The following is a 17,584-nucleotide window of genomic DNA, read 5'->3' on the forward strand; positions in this document are numbered from 1 at the left end:
TGGTGATCATCACATCGAACAATGAGAAAGAGCTGCCGGACGCCTTCCTGCGCCGCTGCTTCTTCCACTACATCAAATTCCCGGACAAGGATACGATGGAAGCCATCGTCAAGGTCCACTATCCGAACCTGAAGCAGGAATTGCTGGCGACCGCGCTGCAGACTTTCTACGAAGTGCGCGAAGTCTCTGGCCTGAAGAAGAAACCATCGACTTCCGAATTCCTGGACTGGCTCAAGCTGCTGATGGCCGAAGACATTCCGCCGGAGGCCCTGCGCAGCGAGGACCAGAAGGCCATCGTGCCGCCACTGCACGGCGCCCTGCTGAAGAACGAACAGGACGTGCACCTGTTCGAGCGCCTGATCCTAATGTCGCGGGCGAATCGCTGATGATCAACGTTGAACCGGTCACGCTGGAACTGGACGGCATCCGCCTGGAGCCGCTCGATCCCCAGCACGCGCAGGGCCTGCTGGCCGCGGCGCAGGATGGCGAGCTATGGAAGCTGCGCATCACTTCCGTGCCCGAGCCGGAGCAGGTATCGCAATACATCGCCACCGCACTGGAAATGCGCCCTTCCCGCATGGCCTGGGCCGTGATCGATGCTGCTAGCGGCGACGTGCTGGGCACTACCAGCTACCACGACATCATGCCTTCCGTGGACCGCGTGGAGATCGGCTACACCTGGTATCGCAAAAGCGCCCAGCGCAGCCACGTCAACACGACCTGCAAGCTGATGCTGCTGACGCACGCCTTCGATACGCTGGGCTGCGCCGTGGTCGGCTTCCGCACCGATAACTTCAACCACGCCTCGCAGAACGCGATCGAACGTCTCGGCGCGAAAAAGGATGGCGTGATCCGCCACCACTTGCGCCGCCGCGACGGCACCGTGCGCGACACCGTCATGTACAGCATCATGCACGGCGAGTGGCCGGAAGTGCGCGCCCATATCCAATACCTGCTTGACCGGAGGGCGTAATGCTCATCGACTTCTTCTTCGCGCTGAAAGACGCGAAAATCCCCGTCACCATCAAGGAGTTTCTGACCTTGCTGGAAGCGATGGAGAAGCAGGTGCTGCAGCCTTCGCTGGACGACTTCTATTACATGTCGCGCCTCTGCCTCGTCAAAGACGAAGCGAATTACGACAAGTTCGACCGCGCCTTCGGCCTCTACTTCAAGGGCATCAACAGCGTGTTCGACACCAAGGGCGAGATCCCGCTGGACTGGCTCCTGCAGCGCATGAAGCGCGAGCTGACCGACGAGCAGATCGCCCAGTTGGAAAAATTCGGCTACGACAAGCTGATGGACCGCCTGAACGAACTGCTGAAGGAGCAGAAGGAACGCCACGAAGGCGGCAACCGCTGGATCGGCACTGGCGGCACCTCGCCCTTTGGCAACGGCGGCACCAATCCGGAAGGCATCCGCATCGGCGGCAAGGGCGGCAACCGCACCGCGGTCAAAGTGTGGGAACAGCGCGCCTACAAGGATTACGATTCTGAACGCGAACTGGGCACGCGCAATATCAAGGTGGCCTTGCGCCGCCTGCGCCGCTTCGCGCGTGAAGGCGCGCACGAAGAACTGGCGCTGGATCAGACCATCCGCGCCACCGCCAACAACGCGGGTTGGCTGGACATCAAGATGCAGCCCGAGCGCAAGAACAATATCAAGGTGTTGATGCTGATGGACGTGGGCGGCACCATGGACGACCACATCGAACGCACCGAAGAACTGTTCTCGGCCGCGAAGTCCGAGTTCAAGAACATGGAGTTCTTCTACTTCCACAACTGCGTCTATGACTACCTGTGGAAACACAACCGCCGCCGCAACTCCGAGCGCTTCGCCACCTGGGACGTGCTACGGAAGTACACGCCCGACACAAAGCTGATCTTCGTCGGCGACGCCACCATGAGCCCCTACGAAATCCTGCAACCGGGCGGCTCGGTCGAGTACAACAACGAGGAAGCCGGCAGCGAATGGCTGACACGCTTCACCAACACCTTCCCCAAATTCATCTGGCTCAATCCCGAACCGGAAGGCCTGTGGCAATACCGCCAGTCCATTACCGTGATCCGCCAGCTGATGAACAACCGCATGTTCCCGGTCACGATCGAAGGCCTGGAACGGGCCATGCGGCTGCTGAGCAAATAATCGCCGCCGGCTGGCGTGATCCCATTGACTGAACTGGCTTACGGCGGGTTTCCTGCCGCGCAGGACCGATCGGCCGGACATGAAGAAACGCTAGCTGAGTGTGCGAGCTGCTGGTTCAGCCAGGGCGTGGAAGTGGCGCGCGGGCCGTGATCGAGCGGCAGCTTGTGCGGCGCCGGTTCAGTGGAACAAGCGGTCGTCATCGCGGCCAGCACCGCAAGGCGGAAAAATACTTTCATGTAAAACTCCATAGCCGGGTAGGCAGAAAAAGCGGCCACGCCCCGGATCAGGGCGTGACCGAAAGACCGCTACGGTCGGGTGAGATCGTAACGGCTGTCGCTACAACAAATCAGAAGTGCACGATCACGTCCATCGCCACCATGGTCTGCGATTTGGAACCAGGCGTGACCACGTTGCCGCAGCCGGCGGTGCCGGCTACCGGGCATGGATTATCGAATGCAGGAACGCCAGCGCTTTCGTGGCGGATTTCAGGACGCAGGGTGATCGCCTTGCCCAGCCAGTGATTCCAGCTCAGGGTGAATTCCTTGTAGCGGGTGGCGAAACCGGTGCGCTGGCCGTTGATATCGTTCAGGATATCGGTGCGGAAAATGAAGTAATCACGTGGCGTAGGCTGGTACGAGATGTAGTTCACGAACGCCCACTCCTTGGAAGTGCAGGTCACGCCATCGTTCGGACCGCAGCCACGGCCGCCCATTGCGCCGAACGGGCCACCAACGCTGTTGCTGCTGCCGAAGTAGGAATTCCACACGCCAGGGCCGTCAGGATTCGACATGTTCGGCGTATTCTTCTGCCGCATGTAATACGCTTCGCTGGACATATGCCATTGGTCGTTGAACTTGTGGTACCAGGTCACGACCTGTTGCTGTAGGTTGTTCCAGCCAAAGTTGCCGCTGTTGATGCCGTTCATGCACGGATAAATCGCATCGTTGCCGGAGTCGGAAGTCCACTGCACGCAGGCGGTGCCGGACAGCTGCGCGCCATACTGCTTGCCCGCATTCGGATTCGGCACTTCAACGCCGGCTGCGTTGGTATATGTCGCAGGCACGGAGCGGCGATACCATGGCGCCACGTCGTTACCGGCATGGACGCCAGCCTGCACGGTCCAGTTCTTGTTCAAGCGAATGGTCGCGATGGCGCCTTCCTGGGTAAATGGGTCGTAGGTGTACAGCAGCGAATGCGTGTAGGTGTAGTTGTTCGGCGCCAGCTGGGCTTCAATATCCGGGATCGAGATATAGCGGCCAACACGCAGGATCATGCCGTCCGCCACGCCGGGGAAGTAGCCTTCGATGTATGCCATCGGGATGTCGTAGCCGTACTTCTGGATCTTGTTGTTCGCGTTCGAGAACTGGTTGCTGAACAGGCCGCGCGAGAAGGTGTACTTGGTATCGGTTCCCCACACGCCAGCCAGGCGGAAGCCCCAGTCGAAGTGGTCCTTCTGCACCACGTCCGGTGTGCGCTCAACGTACAACGCGACCTGGTCCATCTGCGCAGTGTTGCCCTGGTAGGCGTAGGCGGCCGGGARGTTGCCTCCGGTGCCGTTGGCGCCGTTGTACCTGGTGTGCGAGGTGCTTCGGTTGAAGCCAGCGTTGGCCCAGCCATAGACGGTCACGCGGCTGTCTTTCCACGCCTTGCCGTTGGAGCCGCACCACAGGGCTTCCATCAACGGGCCGTAATACTGGTTGTCGTAGCCGATCACTTCGGTGCCGCCAATCGGCCATGCGGTGAACGGGAATGGTGGGCTGGATTCTGGAGGCGGCGCATAGCCTTCGCGCCAGGTCGGTGCTGCGTCGGCGGGGTCACCGTTCCAGGCCAGGTAGTCCTTGTAGCTGCTGGCGAAACGCTCGCTGAACGAACGATTCGCCGAACCAGCCGCGCAACCTTCGGCCGCGCCGCCGCTTGCCTGCTCCTGCTGGGTGACCGGGGCTGCCGTGGTGGCCGCAGCCTCGGTTTGCGCGAAGACGGGGGCTGCGCTCATGGCGATCATACCCAGTCCTGCGATGCACAACTTCTTCATTCTTTGCTCCTTTGGTTAGGTCTTTCGACGCGGAGCAAAGCTTATCAATGGGGGTATAAAAACGATGCAAAAAGACCGATAGGCCCTGTAAACACGGCGTAAAAACTATGCCGGCAGTTGCAGGCGATAGCCAACCGCCGTCTCGGTAATCAGGTAGCGCGGCTGCGCGGGATCGTCTTCCAGCTTGTGGCGCAGGTGGCCCATGTAAATGCGCAGATAGTGGCCGTTCTCTGCTTGCGCCGGCCCCCATACGGCGCGCAGCAGCTGGGGATTGGTCATCACGCGGCCCGCATTACTGACCAGGACCGACAGCAGGCGGTACTCGGTCGGCGTCAGATGCACGCTCTCTCCACCCTTGGTGACGCGGCGGTTCTGCAAATCCACGCTCACTTCGCCGAAGTGCACCAGGCCAGCGCTGTCGGCGGCCGGTTGCCGCTGACGGCGCAAGGTGGCGCGCACGCGGGCCAGCAGCTCGCCTACGCCAAAGGGTTTGGTCAGGTAATCGTCGGCGCCCGCATCGAGCGCTTTGATCTTGTCATCTTCCGCTACGCGGGCCGACAGCACGATGATCGGCACCGTGGACCATTTGCGCAAGTCGGCAATCAGGTCTGTGCCATCACCGTCCGGCAGGCCCAGATCGAGCACGATGAGGTCCGGCTTGCGTGTGCCTGCATCGATCAGGCCGCGCTGCATATTGACCGATTCATGCACTACCCAGCCTTCGTCTTCCAGCGCACCGCGCACGAAGCGGCGAATCTGGKGCTCRTCTTCAACGATCAGGGCAATTGGCGCAGGTTCTGTCGCTCGCGTGTTCACTCTGTTACTTCTCCTGTTTGTTCCGCGTCGAGGTCCGGCATGGCGGGCGGTGTGCCCAGCGGCAGCGAAAAGACAAACGCTGCGCCGCCGGCTGGCGACTTCGTTGCGCAAATCCTGCCGCCGTGGGCCTCGACAATGGCGCGGCAAATCGCGAGGCCCAGCCCAACCCCTGGCTTGGCCGACTCGCGCTCGCCACGCGTGAATTTCTCGAACAGGGCCTCCTCTCGTCCATGCGGAAGGCCCGAGCCGTTATCGTACACCGTCACGTCGGCATTGGCGCCGTTGATGGCTGCCGTCACCGTGATATGCGAGCCCGCCGGCGTGTACTTGGCTGCGTTTTCCAGCAGATTGCACAGAACGCGCTCGATCAGCACGGCGTCGAAGTGCAGCAGCGGCAGGTCGTGCGGCAGGCGCGCATCGACTGCATGGCCTTGCAGCAGGAAGCCGCTGTGGCGCAGCGCGCTGCCGACGACTTCTTCCAGGCTTTGCCACTGAAGGTTGAATTTCACTTCACCGCTCTGGATGCGCGCCATGTCCAGCAGGTTGGCCACCAGTGTGCTCATGCGGCGCGCTTCGTCGCGCAGTGTGTTTGCCAGTTCGATCTGCGCTTCCGCCAGCGCGGGTTTCGAGCCGGCCAGCGATTCGGACAGGCCGACCAGCGTTGTCAGCGGCGTGCGCAGATCATGCGATAAGGCCGCCAGCAGCGAGTTGCGCAGACGCTCGGATTCCATGCTGACCAGGGCGTTTTGTGCGACTTCGATGTAGTGCACGCGCTCCAGGGCGATTGCGGCAAGGGCGCCGAAGATGTCCAGCTGCTGCCGCTGCTCGGGGATCAGAATCCAGCGCCGATGTTCGGGCTCGATGGCCAGCACGCCACGAGTGCGCATGGGAGCAACCAGCGGCAGGTAGAAGATTGCGCTGGCGGGCAGCGTGTCAGTACCCAGGCCAGCGCTTTCGGCGTGGTCGAAGGCCCATTGGGCGATGCCGATGTCCAGCGAAGGCGTGCCGGCGGTGGCCGCGGTGGTCGCAGCGGCGGCGGCGGCGGCGGCGGTGGCGGTTCCGGCGGCGGTTATGGTGGCGCTCAGGTCCGGCAGGTGCAGGCGGCCATCGTTATCCGGCACCAGGAGCGTGGCGCGGGCGCGGAAGGCGCGCTGGATGAAGCTGCGCGTGATGTCGAAAATCTGCTCCGTCTGAAGTGCAGCCGATAGTTCGCGTGCGAACTCGTACAGCGCGCGCGAACGCGCCTCGCGGTGCGACGCTACGCGCGCCTGGAAACGCAAGTCCGCCGTCAGGTGTCCGGTAATCAGGCCGACAACCAGCATAACGCCAAACGTGATCACATACTGGAAATCCGAAATCGCCAGCGTGAAGCGCGGCGGCACAAAGAAGAAGTCGAAGCAGGTCACGCTGACGCAGGTAGCCAGCACCGACGGGCCGCGTCCGAAACGTACTGCCACCAGCACCACTACCAGCAGGAACAGCATGGCAATGTTGGCCAGGTCCAGATAGGTCAGCAACGGCGTCGCAGCCAGCGCGGTAAGCAAGCTGGCCGCCGCCGCAACTGCGTAGCCGATCGCGCGCCGCTTAGCCTGTCCCGGAATGGCTTCAGGATCTTCGGCGGCGCGCTGAGGGCGCGACGGCGCTTCTTCACGTCCCTGCCCTACCGCGATCAGGTCGATCTCCGGCGCCAGCCGCGCCATGCGCTTGTGATGTGGTTCTCGCCACGGCCAGGTTGGATGCGCGCGCCCCACTGCAATCTTGGAGAGGTTGTGGCTGTGCGCATATTCCACCGCCGTCGCAGCGATATCCTGCCCCGCCAGCACGGCAGTGGTGGCGCCAAGATCCTGCGCCAGCTTGAGCGTTTTCAGGATGCGCTCACGCTCTGGCGCAGCCAACCGCTGCAGCGATGGCGTTTCAACATAGATCGCATGCCACTCGCCGCCCAACTGCCCGGCCAGCCGCGCCGTGCTGCGCACGACCTGCTCGGCGCCGGGACGCGGYCCCACGCACGCCAGCAGCGCGGCACCCGTCTTCCAGATCGGTCCAATGGATTTCTCGACGCGATAGGCGCGAACATCGTCCTCGATACGGTCGGCGGTGCGGCGAAGCGCCAGCTCGCGCAATGCGATCAGGTTCCCTTTGCGGAAGAAATTCTGCGAGGCGCGTTCGGCCTGCGGGCCTTTGTACACCTTGCCGCCCTTCAGCCGCGCCAGCAACTCGTCCGCGGGAATATCGACCAGCACGACTTCGTCGGCTTCATCGAACACGGTATCCGGCACCGTCTCGTTGACGCGGATGCCGGTGATGCCGCCGACGACATCGTTCAGGCTTTCAAGGTGCTGTACATTGACCGTCGTGAAAACGTCAATGCCGGCATCGAGCAGTTCCTCAACGTCCTGCCAGCGTTTTGGGTGGCGCGAGCCGGCCGCATTGGAGTGGGCCAGTTCGTCGACCAGGATCAGCGGCGGCTGGCGTTCCAGCGCGGCGTCCAGGTCAAATTCGCTAATGCGTTTGCCACGGTAATCGATGGCTTTGAGGGGTAGCACATCCAGCCCCTCCAGCATGGACGCCGTCTCGTTGCGTCCATGGGTTTCGATCACGCCCACCAGCACGGGCTGGCTGTCAGCCTGCAGCTTGCGTGCGGCAGCCAGCATTGCATAGGTCTTGCCCACACCGGCGGAAGCGCCGAAGTAGATGCGAAGGCGGCCTCGCGCCGCCTTTCTTTCCTGGGCCTGGACCTGGGCCAGTAGTGCGTCCGGGTCCGGGCGTTGACTTTCAGTAGGAATCATCCTGTGATTATAGGCGCTCCAGCGCCAGATTCAGCGCCAGCACGTTCACGCGCGGCTCGCCGAAGAAGCCAAATAGCTGCCGCTTCGCATTTGCCTCAATCAGCTTGCGCACCTGCACCGGCCCGACGCCACGCGCAGCTGCGATGCGCGGCACCTGGTACTGCGCGGCAGCCAGGCTGATTTCAGGGTCCAGGCCACTGCCTGAAGCGGTAACCAGATCGACTGGAATTGGCGCTTTATTGGACGGATCGGCAGCCTTCAGCGCATCGATGCGTCCTTTAACTGCTTCAAGATAAGCCGGATTTGCCGGGCCGAGATTAGAGCCGCTGGAGCCCGAAGCGTTGTTCGGCATAGGGCCGGTGGCCGACGGGCGGCCCCAGAAGTATTTCGGCGAAGTGAAAGCCTGGCCGATCAGCATGGAGCCAACCGGCTTGCCATGCGCTTCAACCAGGCTGCCTGCCGCCTGCTGCGGGAAGGCCAGGTTGCCGATGCCGGTAACAGCCAGCGGATAAAGCAGGCCGCAGATCAGGGTCAGGCCAGTAAATACCGCAAGAGCGGGACGAATGACGGATTTCATGGTCGCTCCTTATACAAAGTTAAAGGCTGCCAGCAGCATGTCGATCAGCTTGATGCCGATGAAAGGAAGGATGATGCCGCCCACGCCATACACCAGCAGGTTACGGCGCAGCAGCGCGGTGGCGCCAATGGCACGATAGCGAACACCCTTCAGCGCCAGCGGAATCAGGAACACGATGATCAGCGCGTTGAAGATCACGGCGGACATGATCGCGGACGACGGGCTGGCCAGGCGCATCACATCCAGCGCCTTCAGCTGCGGATACGTGCCAACGAAGGCCGCCGGAATGATGGCGAAGTATTTCGCAATGTCGTTGGAAATCGAGAAGGTGGTCAGCGAGCCGCGTGTCATCAGCATCTGCTTGCCGATTTCCACGATTTCCAGCAGCTTGGTCGGGTTGGAGTCCAGATCGACCATATTTCCCGCCTCCTTCGCGGCCTGGGTGCCGGAATTCATGGCCACGGCCACGTCGGCCTGCGCCAGCGCAGGGGCGTCGTTGGTCCCGTCGCCGGTCATCGCTACGAGGCGGCCTTCGCCCTGGTAGTTGCGGATCAATTTCAGTTTGTCTTCCGGAGTGGCTTCGGCCAGGAAGTCGTCCACGCCAGCTTCAGCAGCGATGGCGGCGGCGGTCAGCTTGTTATCGCCGGTGATCATCACGGTCTTGATGCCCATGCGGCGCAGTTCAGCAAAACGCTCCTTGATGCCGCCTTTGACGATGTCTTTCAGTTCCACGACACCGATCACGCGGGCGCCTTCGCATACCACCAGCGGCGTGCTGCCGCGGCGCGCCACATCATCCACGATGCGCGCCACTTCGGCCGGGTAGGCTTCTCCCATGCCTTCCACGTGGCGCTTGATCGCTTCCGCCGCACCCTTGCGGATCTGGCGCTCGCCGATGTCCACGCCGCTCATGCGGGTATTGGCGGAGAACGGGATGAACAGCGCATGCAGGCTGGCCATCTCGCGTTCGCGGATATTGAACTTCTGTTTGGCCAGCACGACGATGCTGCGGCCTTCCGGTGTTTCGTCCGCCAGCGACGCCAGTTGCGCCACGTCGGCCAGCTGCTGCTCGCTCACGCCTGGCGCCGGGAAGAAGCCGGAAGCCTGGCGGTTGCCGAGCGTGATGGTGCCGGTCTTGTCCAACAGGAGCACGTCCACGTCGCCCGCTGCTTCAACAGCACGGCCGGAAGTGGCGATCACATTCGCCTGCATCATGCGGCTCATGCCTGCCACGCCGATCGCGGACAGCAAGCCGCCAATCGTGGTCGGAATCAGGCAGACCAGCAGCGCAATCAGAACGGTGATGGTGACCGGCGTACCGGAATGCGCAGCGTCCACCGAGAACAGGGAGAACGGCAGCAAGGTCACGGTGACGACCAGGAACACGATGGTCAGCGCCACCAGCAGGATGGTCAGGGCGATCTCGTTGGGCGTTTTCTGACGGCGTGCACCTTCCACCATGGCGATCATGCGGTCCAGGAAGGTTTCGCCGGGATTGGCAGTAACCAGCATGACCAGCCAGTCCGACAGCACGCGCGTACCGCCGGTGACGGAGGAGAAATCGCCACCCGATTCGCGGATCACCGGCGCCGATTCTCCTGTGATGGCGCTTTCGTCCACCGAAGCCACGCCTTCAACCACCTCGCCATCGATCGGAATGATATCGCCCGCTTCGACCAGCACGTACTGGCCCTTGCGCAGTTCATTGGCATTGCAAGGCAGCCAGGGGGTGCCATGTTTGCCGGACTGCAGACGCTTGGCGGTCACGCTCTGCTTCAAGCCTCGCAGCGTTGCGGCCTGCGCCTTGCTGCGGCCCTCGGCCAGTGCTTCGGCAAAGTTTGCGAACAAGACCGTGAACCACAGCCAGACGGCAGTAGCCAGAATAAAGCCCGCTGGCGCCTCGCCTTCGCCGCGCAAGGCCTGGACGTAGAGCAGCGTGGTGATGATGCTGCCCACGTAAACCACGAACATCACAGGGCTGCGCAGTTGAATGCGCGGGTCCAGTTTGCGGAAAGCGTCCGCGATGGCGGGGCCGACCAGACCGGAGTCGAAGAGCTTGAGGCTCTTGCCCGGCGTGGCGGAAATCTGTGCCAGGTCCGAGCCCGGCGTTTGTGCTTGCGACATGATGCTTCCCTCGCGATTATTTGCTGAATACCTGCAGATGCTCGACCACAGGGCCAAGCGCCAGCGCAGGTACGTAATTGAGCACGCCAACCAGGATCACGACGCCGATCAGCAGGCCGACAAACATTGGACCGTGCGTTGGCATGGTGCCGGAGTTGGCTTCCAGGCGCTTCTTGCCCGCCAGCGAGCCCGCGATGGCCAGGATCGGCACGATCATGGCGAAGCGGCCGAACCACATGGCGATGCCCAGCATCCAGTTATAGAAAGGCGTATTGGCGGACAAGCCGRCAAACGCGCTGCCGTTGTTATTGGCGGCCGAGCTGAAGGCGTACAGGATTTCGGAGAAACCATGCGCTCCCGGATTCGCCATGCCGGCCTTGCCCACATCGAGCATCACGGCGATCGCGGTACCGGCCAGCACCAGCGTCGGCGTGACGAGGATGGCGATGGAGGTCATCTTCATCTCATACGACTGGATTTTCTTGCCCAGATATTCCGGCGTGCGGCCAATCATCAGGCCTGCAATGAACACAGCCATGATGGCGAAGATCAGCATGCCGTACAGGCCGGAGCCCACGCCGCCGAACACCACTTCGCCCAGCTGGATCAACAGCATCGGCACCATGCCTCCCAGCGGCATGAAGGAATCGTGCATGCCGTTGACTGCGCCGCAGGACGCAGCCGTGGTCACCGCTGCAAACAGTGCCGAAGCGTTGATGCCGAAGCGGGTTTCCTTGCCTTCCATATTGCCGCCCGATTGCATGGCGGTGGTGTGCTGGTCCACACCAAGGGCTTGCAGCGCCGGGTGGGCTTGCTGCTCGGCGGCGAACACGCACAGCGTCATGACAACAAAGATCGCAGTCATCGCGGCCAGCACAGCCCAGCCCTGGCGGCGATCGCCCACCATGCGGCCGAAAGTGAAGCACAGCGCCGCAGGAATCAGGAAGATCGCCAGCATCTGCACGAAGTTGCTTAACGCGGTCGGGTTCTCATATGGATGCGCCGAGTTGGCGTTGAAGAAGCCGCCGCCGTTCGTGCCCAGCATTTTGATCGCTTCCTGCGATGCGACCGGCCCCATCGCGATGGTCTGGGTACTGGTGGTCAGGGTTTCCAGCACCGGCTGCCCCTTGGCATCCAGCACCGGCTGGCCGGCCGCGTCGTTCTTCGGCTGGCTGTAGGTGACCGCGTCCATCAGGTGCACATCCTGATAGGCGGAGAAGTTCTGGATCACACCCTGGCTCGTTAAGAACACGGCAAACACCAGCGACAGCGGCAGCAGCACATACAGGCTGGAGCGCGTTACGTCGGCCCAGAAATTGCCGATGGACCTGGCCGAGCGCGAGCTGAAACCGCGGATCAGCGCAAAGGCCACGGCAATGCCGGTCGCCGCGGAGAAGAAGTTCTGGCAAGTCAGCACCAGCATCTGGGTCAGGTAGCTCATGGTCTGCTCACCGCTGTAGCCCTGCCAGTTGGTGTTCGCCACAAAGCTCACGGCCGTATTGAAGGCCGAATCGGGGCTGACGTTCGCCATCGATTGCGGATTGAGCGGCAGCCACGCTTGCACGCGCTGCAGGCCGTAAGTGACCAGCGCGCCCAGCGTATTGAAGACCAGCAGGGCGACGGCATACGCCTTCCACCCCATGCCCTCCCCGGCTTTCACGCCGGCGACACGGTACAGCGCACGCTCAATGGGACCGAGCCAGCGCATGCCGGGCACGGCGCCGCCCTCACCCACGCGCGCCAGCAGCGCGCCGAGTGGCCAGGACACCGCCAGCAGCACGGCCAGGAAGACGATCAGCAGAATAATGGCCTGGGCGCTCATCACAGATCCTCCGCCTTCAGCAAGGCATAAACCAGATAGACCAGCAGGCCGGCGGACGCCACGGCGCCCAGCAGATAGAACGCGCTCATTGCGGGCCCCCCAGCTTGTCGCAGCCTGCGGCGAATGCCCAGGTCACGACCAGGAAGCCCACGATTGCGCCGATGAACACAACATCCATTCTTGTCCTCGCAACAGGGGTAGTTTCGATGGTTCCAGCTTATCGAGCGAGGTCTAAAGATGGTGTAAAGACTTGGAGATGTGGTGTAAACAAGGCGTAAACGCCGCATAATTATTCAAATGACAAGTGATACTGTATAAAAACACACTATCCACTTGCTACACCCCCGTCGGTTAAGGATAGAATGCGGAGCGTCCGTGTTTAACCAAAACCGCAACTCCAAGTATGGCCACTAAAAAACCAGTATCCGACTACAGCGAATCATCCATCCGCGTCCTCAAGGGCCTGGAGCCTGTCAAACAGCGCCCCGGCATGTACACGCGCACGGAAAACCCGCTGCACATCATCCAGGAAGTGATCGACAACGCCTCTGACGAGGCGCTCGGCGGCCATTGCAAAAATATTATCGTCACGCAGAATGCGGACGGCTCCATCACGGTGGAAGACGACGGCCGCGGCATCCCGGTCGGTCTGCACCCTGAAGAAAACGTGCCGACGGTGGAAATCGTCTTTACCCGCCTGCACGCAGGCGGTAAATTCGACAAAGGCTCGGGCGGCGCTTACGCCTTCTCGGGCGGCCTGCACGGCGTTGGCGTGTCGGTGACCAATGCGCTGTCCAAGCGCCTTGAGATCTCCGTCTGGCGCAAGGACGACGCGGGTAACGGCTTCCACCATCTGGCCTTCGAAAACGGCGACCTGGTCGAACCACTGAACTCGCAGCCGGCGCCGAAAGACGGCAAGAAGTCCGGTACCCGCGTGACCGCCTGGCCGGATCCGAAGTATTTCGACTCGCCGCTGATCTCGCAGGTCGAGCTGCAACGCCTGCTGCGCTCCAAGGCCGTGCTGCTGCCGGGCGTGTCGGTCACGCTGAAGAACGCCAAGAACGGCGACGAGCAGACCTGGATGTACAAGGATGGCCTGCGCGGCTACCTGAACGAACAGCTGGCCCAGACCTCGAACGGCGAAACCATCGTCCCCCTGTTCGAAGGCGAGCAGTTCGCCACGCCGGACGCTGAAGGCTTTGCCGAAGGTGAAGGCGCATCATGGGTGGTGGCATGGACCGAGGAAGGCGGCGTGGTGCGCGAGTCCTACGTCAATCTGATTCCAACGCCAAACGGCGGCACCCACGAATCCGGCCTGCGTGAAGGCCTGTTCGGTGCGATGAAGAATTTCGTCGAGCTGCACTCGCTGCTGCCGAAAGGCGTGAAGCTTCTGCCGGAAGACGTGTTCGCACGCGCTTCCTTCGTGCTGTCGGCCAAAGTGCTGGACCCGCAATTCCAGGGCCAGATCAAGGAACGCCTGAATTCGCGTGATGCGGTGCGCCTGGTGTCCACCTTCTCCAAGCCTGCGCTGGAGCTGTGGCTGAACCAGCACATCGACTACGGCAAGAAGCTGGCCGAACTGGTGATCAAGCAGGCCCAGTCCCGCCTGCGTTCCGCACAAAAGGTCGAGAAGAAGAAGTCTTCCGGCGTGGCCGTGCTGCCGGGTAAGCTGACCGATTGCGAAACCGACGACGTGACCCGCACCGAATTGTTCCTGGTCGAGGGTGACTCGGCAGGCGGTTCGGCCAAGATGGGCCGCGACAAGGAATTCCAGGCCATCCTGCCGCTGCGCGGCAAGGTGCTGAACTCCTGGGAGACGGACCGCGATCGCCTGTACGCCAATAACGAGATCCACGACATCGCCGTGGCAATCGGTGTCGATCCGCACAACTACGGCGAGTCGCCGGACCTGAGCGGCCTCCGCTACGGCAAAATCTGCATCCTCTCCGATGCGGATGTCGACGGTTCCCACATCCAGGTGCTGCTGCTTACCCTCTTCTTCCGCCACTTCCCGGCGCTGATCGAGAAGGGCCATATCTGCGTGGCGCGTCCACCACTGTATCGCGTGGATGCACCGGCGCGCGGCAAGAAGCCGATCCAGAAGCTGTATGCGCTGGATGACGGCGAACTGGTGGCGATCGAGGACAAGCTGCGCAAGGATGGTCTCAAGGATGGATCGTGGACCATCTCCCGCTTCAAAGGCCTGGGCGAAATGAATGCGGAGCAGCTGTGGGAAACCACCATGAATCCGGATACCCGCCGCCTGCTGCCGGTGTCGCTGGGCGACTTCGATCACAGCTACTCGTCTTCCCGCTTCAATATGCTGATGGGTAAAGGCGAAGCCGCCGCCCGCCGCGCCTGGATCGAGGAACATGGCAATGAGGTGGAAGCTGATATTTAAACCAACAGCGTGAAGCTGGTGGCTGCCACATCGTGGCAGCCACCCGGTTTAAGCCTCTGGTTTCAGGAAAAGACAACGACTATGACTCAAGCAAATCTCTTTGACGAACCGGCACCGGAACAGCCGGACAACAACGGCGGCGGTGGCGATAACGGCGACGGCGGCGAAACGCTGACCCTGTCCACCTTTGCTGAACGCGCCTACCTGGATTACGCCATCTCCGTGGTGAAGGGCCGCGCCCTGCCGGACGTGTGCGACGGCCAGAAGCCGGTGCAGCGCCGCATCCTGTATTCGATGAATGAACTGGGCCTGGGCCCGACCGCCAAGCCGCGCAAGTCCGCGACCGTGGTGGGTGACGTGCTGGGTAAGCTGCACCCGCACGGCGACCAGTCGGTATACGACGCGATGGTGCGCATGGCGCAGGATTTCTCGCTGCGCTATCCGCTGATCGACGGCCAGGGTAACTTCGGTTCGCGCGACGGCGACGGCGCTGCGGCAATGCGATACACCGAAGCCCGTCTGACCCCGATCTCCCGCCTGCTGCTGGACGAGATCGACCAGGGCACCGTGGACTTCATCCCCAACTACGACGGATCGTACGAGGAGCCAGCCCTGCTGCCGGCACGCTTGCCGATGGTACTGCTGAACGGCGCATCGGGAATTGCAGTGGGCCTGGCGACGGAAATCCCGTCGCACAACCTGAACGAAGTGGCGCAGGCCACGGTGGCGCTAATTCGCAATCCCAAACTGTCGCACGCTGAGCTGATGCAGCTGATCCCTGGTCCGGACTTCCCGGGTGGCGGCCAGCTGATCACGCCGCGCGCGCAGATCGACGATATGTACGCCTCGGGCCGCGGCTCGATGAAAGTGCGCGCGCGCTGGAAGATCGAAGAACTGGCGCGTGGCCAATGGCAGGCCGTGGTGTACGAACTGCCGTCCGGTACCTCTGCACAGAAAGTGCTGGAGGAGATCGAAGAGCTGACCAATCCGAAGGTCAAGATGGGCAAGAAGGCGCTGTCGCCTGAGCAGCTGACCTTGAAGCAGCTGATCCTGTCCCAGCTGGACAAGGTGCGCGACGAATCCGGCCGCGAAGCTGCCGTGCGCCTGGTGTTCGAGCCGAAGTCGAAGAACGTCGACCAGACCGAATTCATGCTGATGCTGCTGGCGCACACCTCGCTGGAAACGTCGGCTTCGATGAACCTGGTGATGATCGGCGGCGATGGCCGTCCGCGCCAGAAGGGCGTGATGGAAATCCTGCAGGAGTGGATCGATTTCCGCTTCTCCACCGTGACCCGCCGCACCCAGTTCCGCCTGAATAAAGTCGATGACCGCATCCATATCCTGGAAGGCCGCGAGACCATCCTGCTGAATATCGATGAGGTCATCCACATCATCCGTAATTCGGACGAGCCGAAAGCGGCGCTGATCGAGCGCTTCAAGCTGTCGGACCGCCAGGCCGAAGACATCCTTGAGATTCGCCTGCGCCAGTTGGCCCGCCTGGAAGCGATCAAGATCCAGCAGGAACTGGCCGAGCTGCGCAAGGAAAAACAGACGCTGCAAGACCTGCTGGACAATCCGTCCTCCATGAAGCGCCTGATCATCAAGGAAATCGAATCCGACGCCAAGACCTATGGCGACGCCCGCCGCACCGTGATCGAAGAAGCCCAGAAGGCCGTGGTCGAGCAGAAGGTGGTGGACGAGCCGGTCACCGTCATCATTTCGGAAAAAGGCTGGGTGCGCGCGCGTACCGGCATCGGCCACGATCCGGCCCAGTTCACCTTCAAGGCCGGCGATGCGCTGTACGGCGCCTTCGAGTGCCGCACGGTGGATACGCTGCTGGGCTTTGGCGACAACGGCAAGGTGTATTCCGTGCCGGTCGCCGCCCYGCCTAACGCACGTGGCGATGGCGTGCCGATCACCACGCTGGTCGATTTGTCCGGCGGTGCGCGCCTGCTGCACTACTTCGCGGGCAATGCGAATACGCAACTGCTGATGGCGTCCGACGCTGGTTATGGCTTCATTGCGAAGGCCGGCGATATGGTGTCGCGACTGAAGGGCGGTAAGGCCTTCATGACGCTGGACGAGGGCGCCAAGCCGCTGCCGCCGACCGTGGTGGCCGAGGATGCCAGCGCGGTGGCGACCATCTCCGAGAAGGCGCGCCTGCTGGTGTTCGGCATGGACGAAATGAAGGTGCTGTCCAACGGCGGACGCGGCGTGATCCTGATGGAGCTGGAAGATAAGGAGAAGCTGGTTGCCGCGCGCGCGATTACGCAGAAAGGCGTGACCGTGCTGGGCATCGGCAATGCGCAGAAGGCGAAGGAGGAACGTATGGGTCCGACTGTGCTGGAGCCGCACTTCGGCAAGCGCGCCCGCAAGGGCAAGGCGATGCCGACCCGTATCAAGCCTACGGGGCTRCTGCCGAACACCTGAACCTTGAAAGCTGGTGGCAGGCACTGACGTGCCAGCCACCTGATCAAAGCCGCAGGTGCTGAACAGGTGGCTGGCTCATCGAGCCCGCCACCAGGTTTTGCAGTGGGTTTAATGCTTGGCCGCAGCTTCTTTCACATCCGCCGCAGCCTTGGCCTTCACCTCAGAAGTCTTGGCCGCCGCGATGGACTTGTCGCGATTGGCCTCGGCCTGTTCCTTGGCTACCTTCGCATCCTGCTTGGCATCGACCTTGGCGGCCTTGGTGTCGGCAGAAGCGATGTCCTTCTCAGCCTTTGCCTCAGCCTTCATCTTGTCGTCGGCATCGGCCTTGGCGACTTTCTCATTGGCCTTGTCGTGGGCTTTGGCGGCCTTGGCGTGAGCCTTGGCTTTCTTCTTCTCGGCCTTATCGGCCACTTTCGCTACATCTTTGTCCGCGTCGGCGTCCTTCTTGGCT

The 17,584-nt window shown here is 62.1% G+C and carries 15 protein-coding genes; 5 read left to right on the top strand and 10 right to left on the bottom strand.

Translation table 11 applies throughout. From position 1 onward, the window contains the following. The 3 genes from AB4Z11_RS04100 to AB4Z11_RS04110 form a co-directional block, all read left to right on the top strand. A partial coding sequence (locus AB4Z11_RS04100; RefSeq protein WP_442022933.1) for an AAA family ATPase occupies positions 1-386 on the top strand: 386 nt, incomplete at its 5' end. After that, entirely contained in the window at positions 386-973 is a 588-nt protein-coding gene (locus AB4Z11_RS04105; RefSeq protein ID WP_442022934.1) for a GNAT family N-acetyltransferase, read from the top strand. The genes AB4Z11_RS04100 and AB4Z11_RS04105, both read left to right, overlap by 1 nt. Then, positions 973-2,142: a vWA domain-containing protein gene (locus AB4Z11_RS04110; RefSeq protein WP_442022935.1), complete on the top strand. Its 1,170-nt coding sequence runs from the start codon at positions 973-975 to the stop codon at positions 2,140-2,142. Before AB4Z11_RS04105 ends, AB4Z11_RS04110 begins: the two co-directional genes overlap by 1 nt. Before the next feature lie 38 nt (positions 2,143-2,180). On the opposite strand, the gene AB4Z11_RS04115 is transcribed toward AB4Z11_RS04110, so the two are convergent. From AB4Z11_RS04115 to AB4Z11_RS04155, 9 genes are all read right to left on the bottom strand, one after another. After that, on the bottom strand, positions 2,181-2,378 hold the full coding sequence (locus AB4Z11_RS04115; RefSeq protein WP_442022936.1) for a hypothetical protein: 198 nt from the start codon (positions 2,376-2,378) through the stop codon (positions 2,181-2,183). A gap of 110 nt (positions 2,379-2,488) precedes the next feature. Beyond that, positions 2,489-4,174 carry an outer membrane beta-barrel protein gene (locus tag AB4Z11_RS04120; protein ID WP_442022937.1) on the bottom strand — a complete coding sequence of 562 codons (1,686 nt, stop codon included), beginning with the start codon at positions 4,172-4,174 and terminating at the stop codon, positions 2,489-2,491. A 105-nt stretch (positions 4,175-4,279) separates the two neighbouring features. Then, on the bottom strand, positions 4,280-4,990 hold the full coding sequence (kdpE, locus tag AB4Z11_RS04125) for a two-component system response regulator KdpE (protein WP_442022938.1): 711 nt from the start codon (positions 4,988-4,990) through the stop codon (positions 4,280-4,282). Continuing rightward, positions 4,987-7,779 carry a two-component system sensor histidine kinase KdpD gene (gene kdpD, locus AB4Z11_RS04130; protein ID WP_442022939.1) on the bottom strand — a complete coding sequence of 931 codons (2,793 nt, stop codon included), beginning with the start codon at positions 7,777-7,779 and terminating at the stop codon, positions 4,987-4,989. Before kdpD ends, kdpE begins: the two co-directional genes overlap by 4 nt. Before the next feature lie 7 nt (positions 7,780-7,786). Then, positions 7,787-8,356 (bottom strand): potassium-transporting ATPase subunit KdpC, encoded by a 570-nt coding sequence (gene kdpC / locus AB4Z11_RS04135; protein ID WP_442022940.1) that lies wholly within the window; start codon positions 8,354-8,356, stop codon positions 7,787-7,789. 9 nt (positions 8,357-8,365) lie between these two features. After that, the gene (gene kdpB / locus AB4Z11_RS04140) at positions 8,366-10,480 is read right to left on the bottom strand and encodes a potassium-transporting ATPase subunit KdpB (protein WP_442022941.1); all 2,115 of its coding nucleotides are present in this window, start codon (positions 10,478-10,480) and stop codon (positions 8,366-8,368) included. A 16-nt stretch (positions 10,481-10,496) separates the two neighbouring features. Continuing rightward, positions 10,497-12,302: a potassium-transporting ATPase subunit KdpA gene (gene kdpA, locus AB4Z11_RS04145; protein ID WP_442022942.1), complete on the bottom strand. Its 1,806-nt coding sequence runs from the start codon at positions 12,300-12,302 to the stop codon at positions 10,497-10,499. Then, on the bottom strand, positions 12,302-12,391 hold the full coding sequence (gene kdpF, locus AB4Z11_RS04150) for a K(+)-transporting ATPase subunit F (RefSeq protein WP_442022943.1): 90 nt from the start codon (positions 12,389-12,391) through the stop codon (positions 12,302-12,304). The genes kdpA and kdpF overlap by 1 nt, the downstream gene beginning before the upstream one ends. Then, on the bottom strand, positions 12,388-12,480 hold the full coding sequence (locus AB4Z11_RS04155; protein WP_442022944.1) for a potassium ABC transporter ATPase: 93 nt from the start codon (positions 12,478-12,480) through the stop codon (positions 12,388-12,390). The genes kdpF and AB4Z11_RS04155 overlap by 4 nt, the downstream gene beginning before the upstream one ends. Positions 12,481-12,705: 225 nt before the next feature. Between AB4Z11_RS04155 and AB4Z11_RS04160 the strand changes: the two genes are divergently transcribed. Further along, positions 12,706-14,703: a DNA topoisomerase IV subunit B gene (locus AB4Z11_RS04160; RefSeq protein ID WP_442022945.1), complete on the top strand. Its 1,998-nt coding sequence runs from the start codon at positions 12,706-12,708 to the stop codon at positions 14,701-14,703. Between the two features lie 81 nt (positions 14,704-14,784). Continuing rightward, positions 14,785-17,133 carry a DNA topoisomerase IV subunit A gene (gene parC, locus AB4Z11_RS04165; RefSeq protein ID WP_442022946.1) on the top strand — a complete coding sequence of 783 codons (2,349 nt, stop codon included), beginning with the start codon at positions 14,785-14,787 and terminating at the stop codon, positions 17,131-17,133. A 108-nt stretch (positions 17,134-17,241) separates the two neighbouring features. On the opposite strand, the gene AB4Z11_RS04170 is transcribed toward parC, so the two are convergent. Then, the coding region (locus AB4Z11_RS04170; protein ID WP_442022947.1) for a hypothetical protein at positions 17,242-17,584 on the bottom strand (343 nt) is incomplete at its 5' end.

Source organism: Pseudoduganella sp. RAF53_2 (assembly GCF_052113985.1).
Taxonomy (GTDB): domain Bacteria; phylum Pseudomonadota; class Gammaproteobacteria; order Burkholderiales; family Burkholderiaceae_D; genus Rugamonas.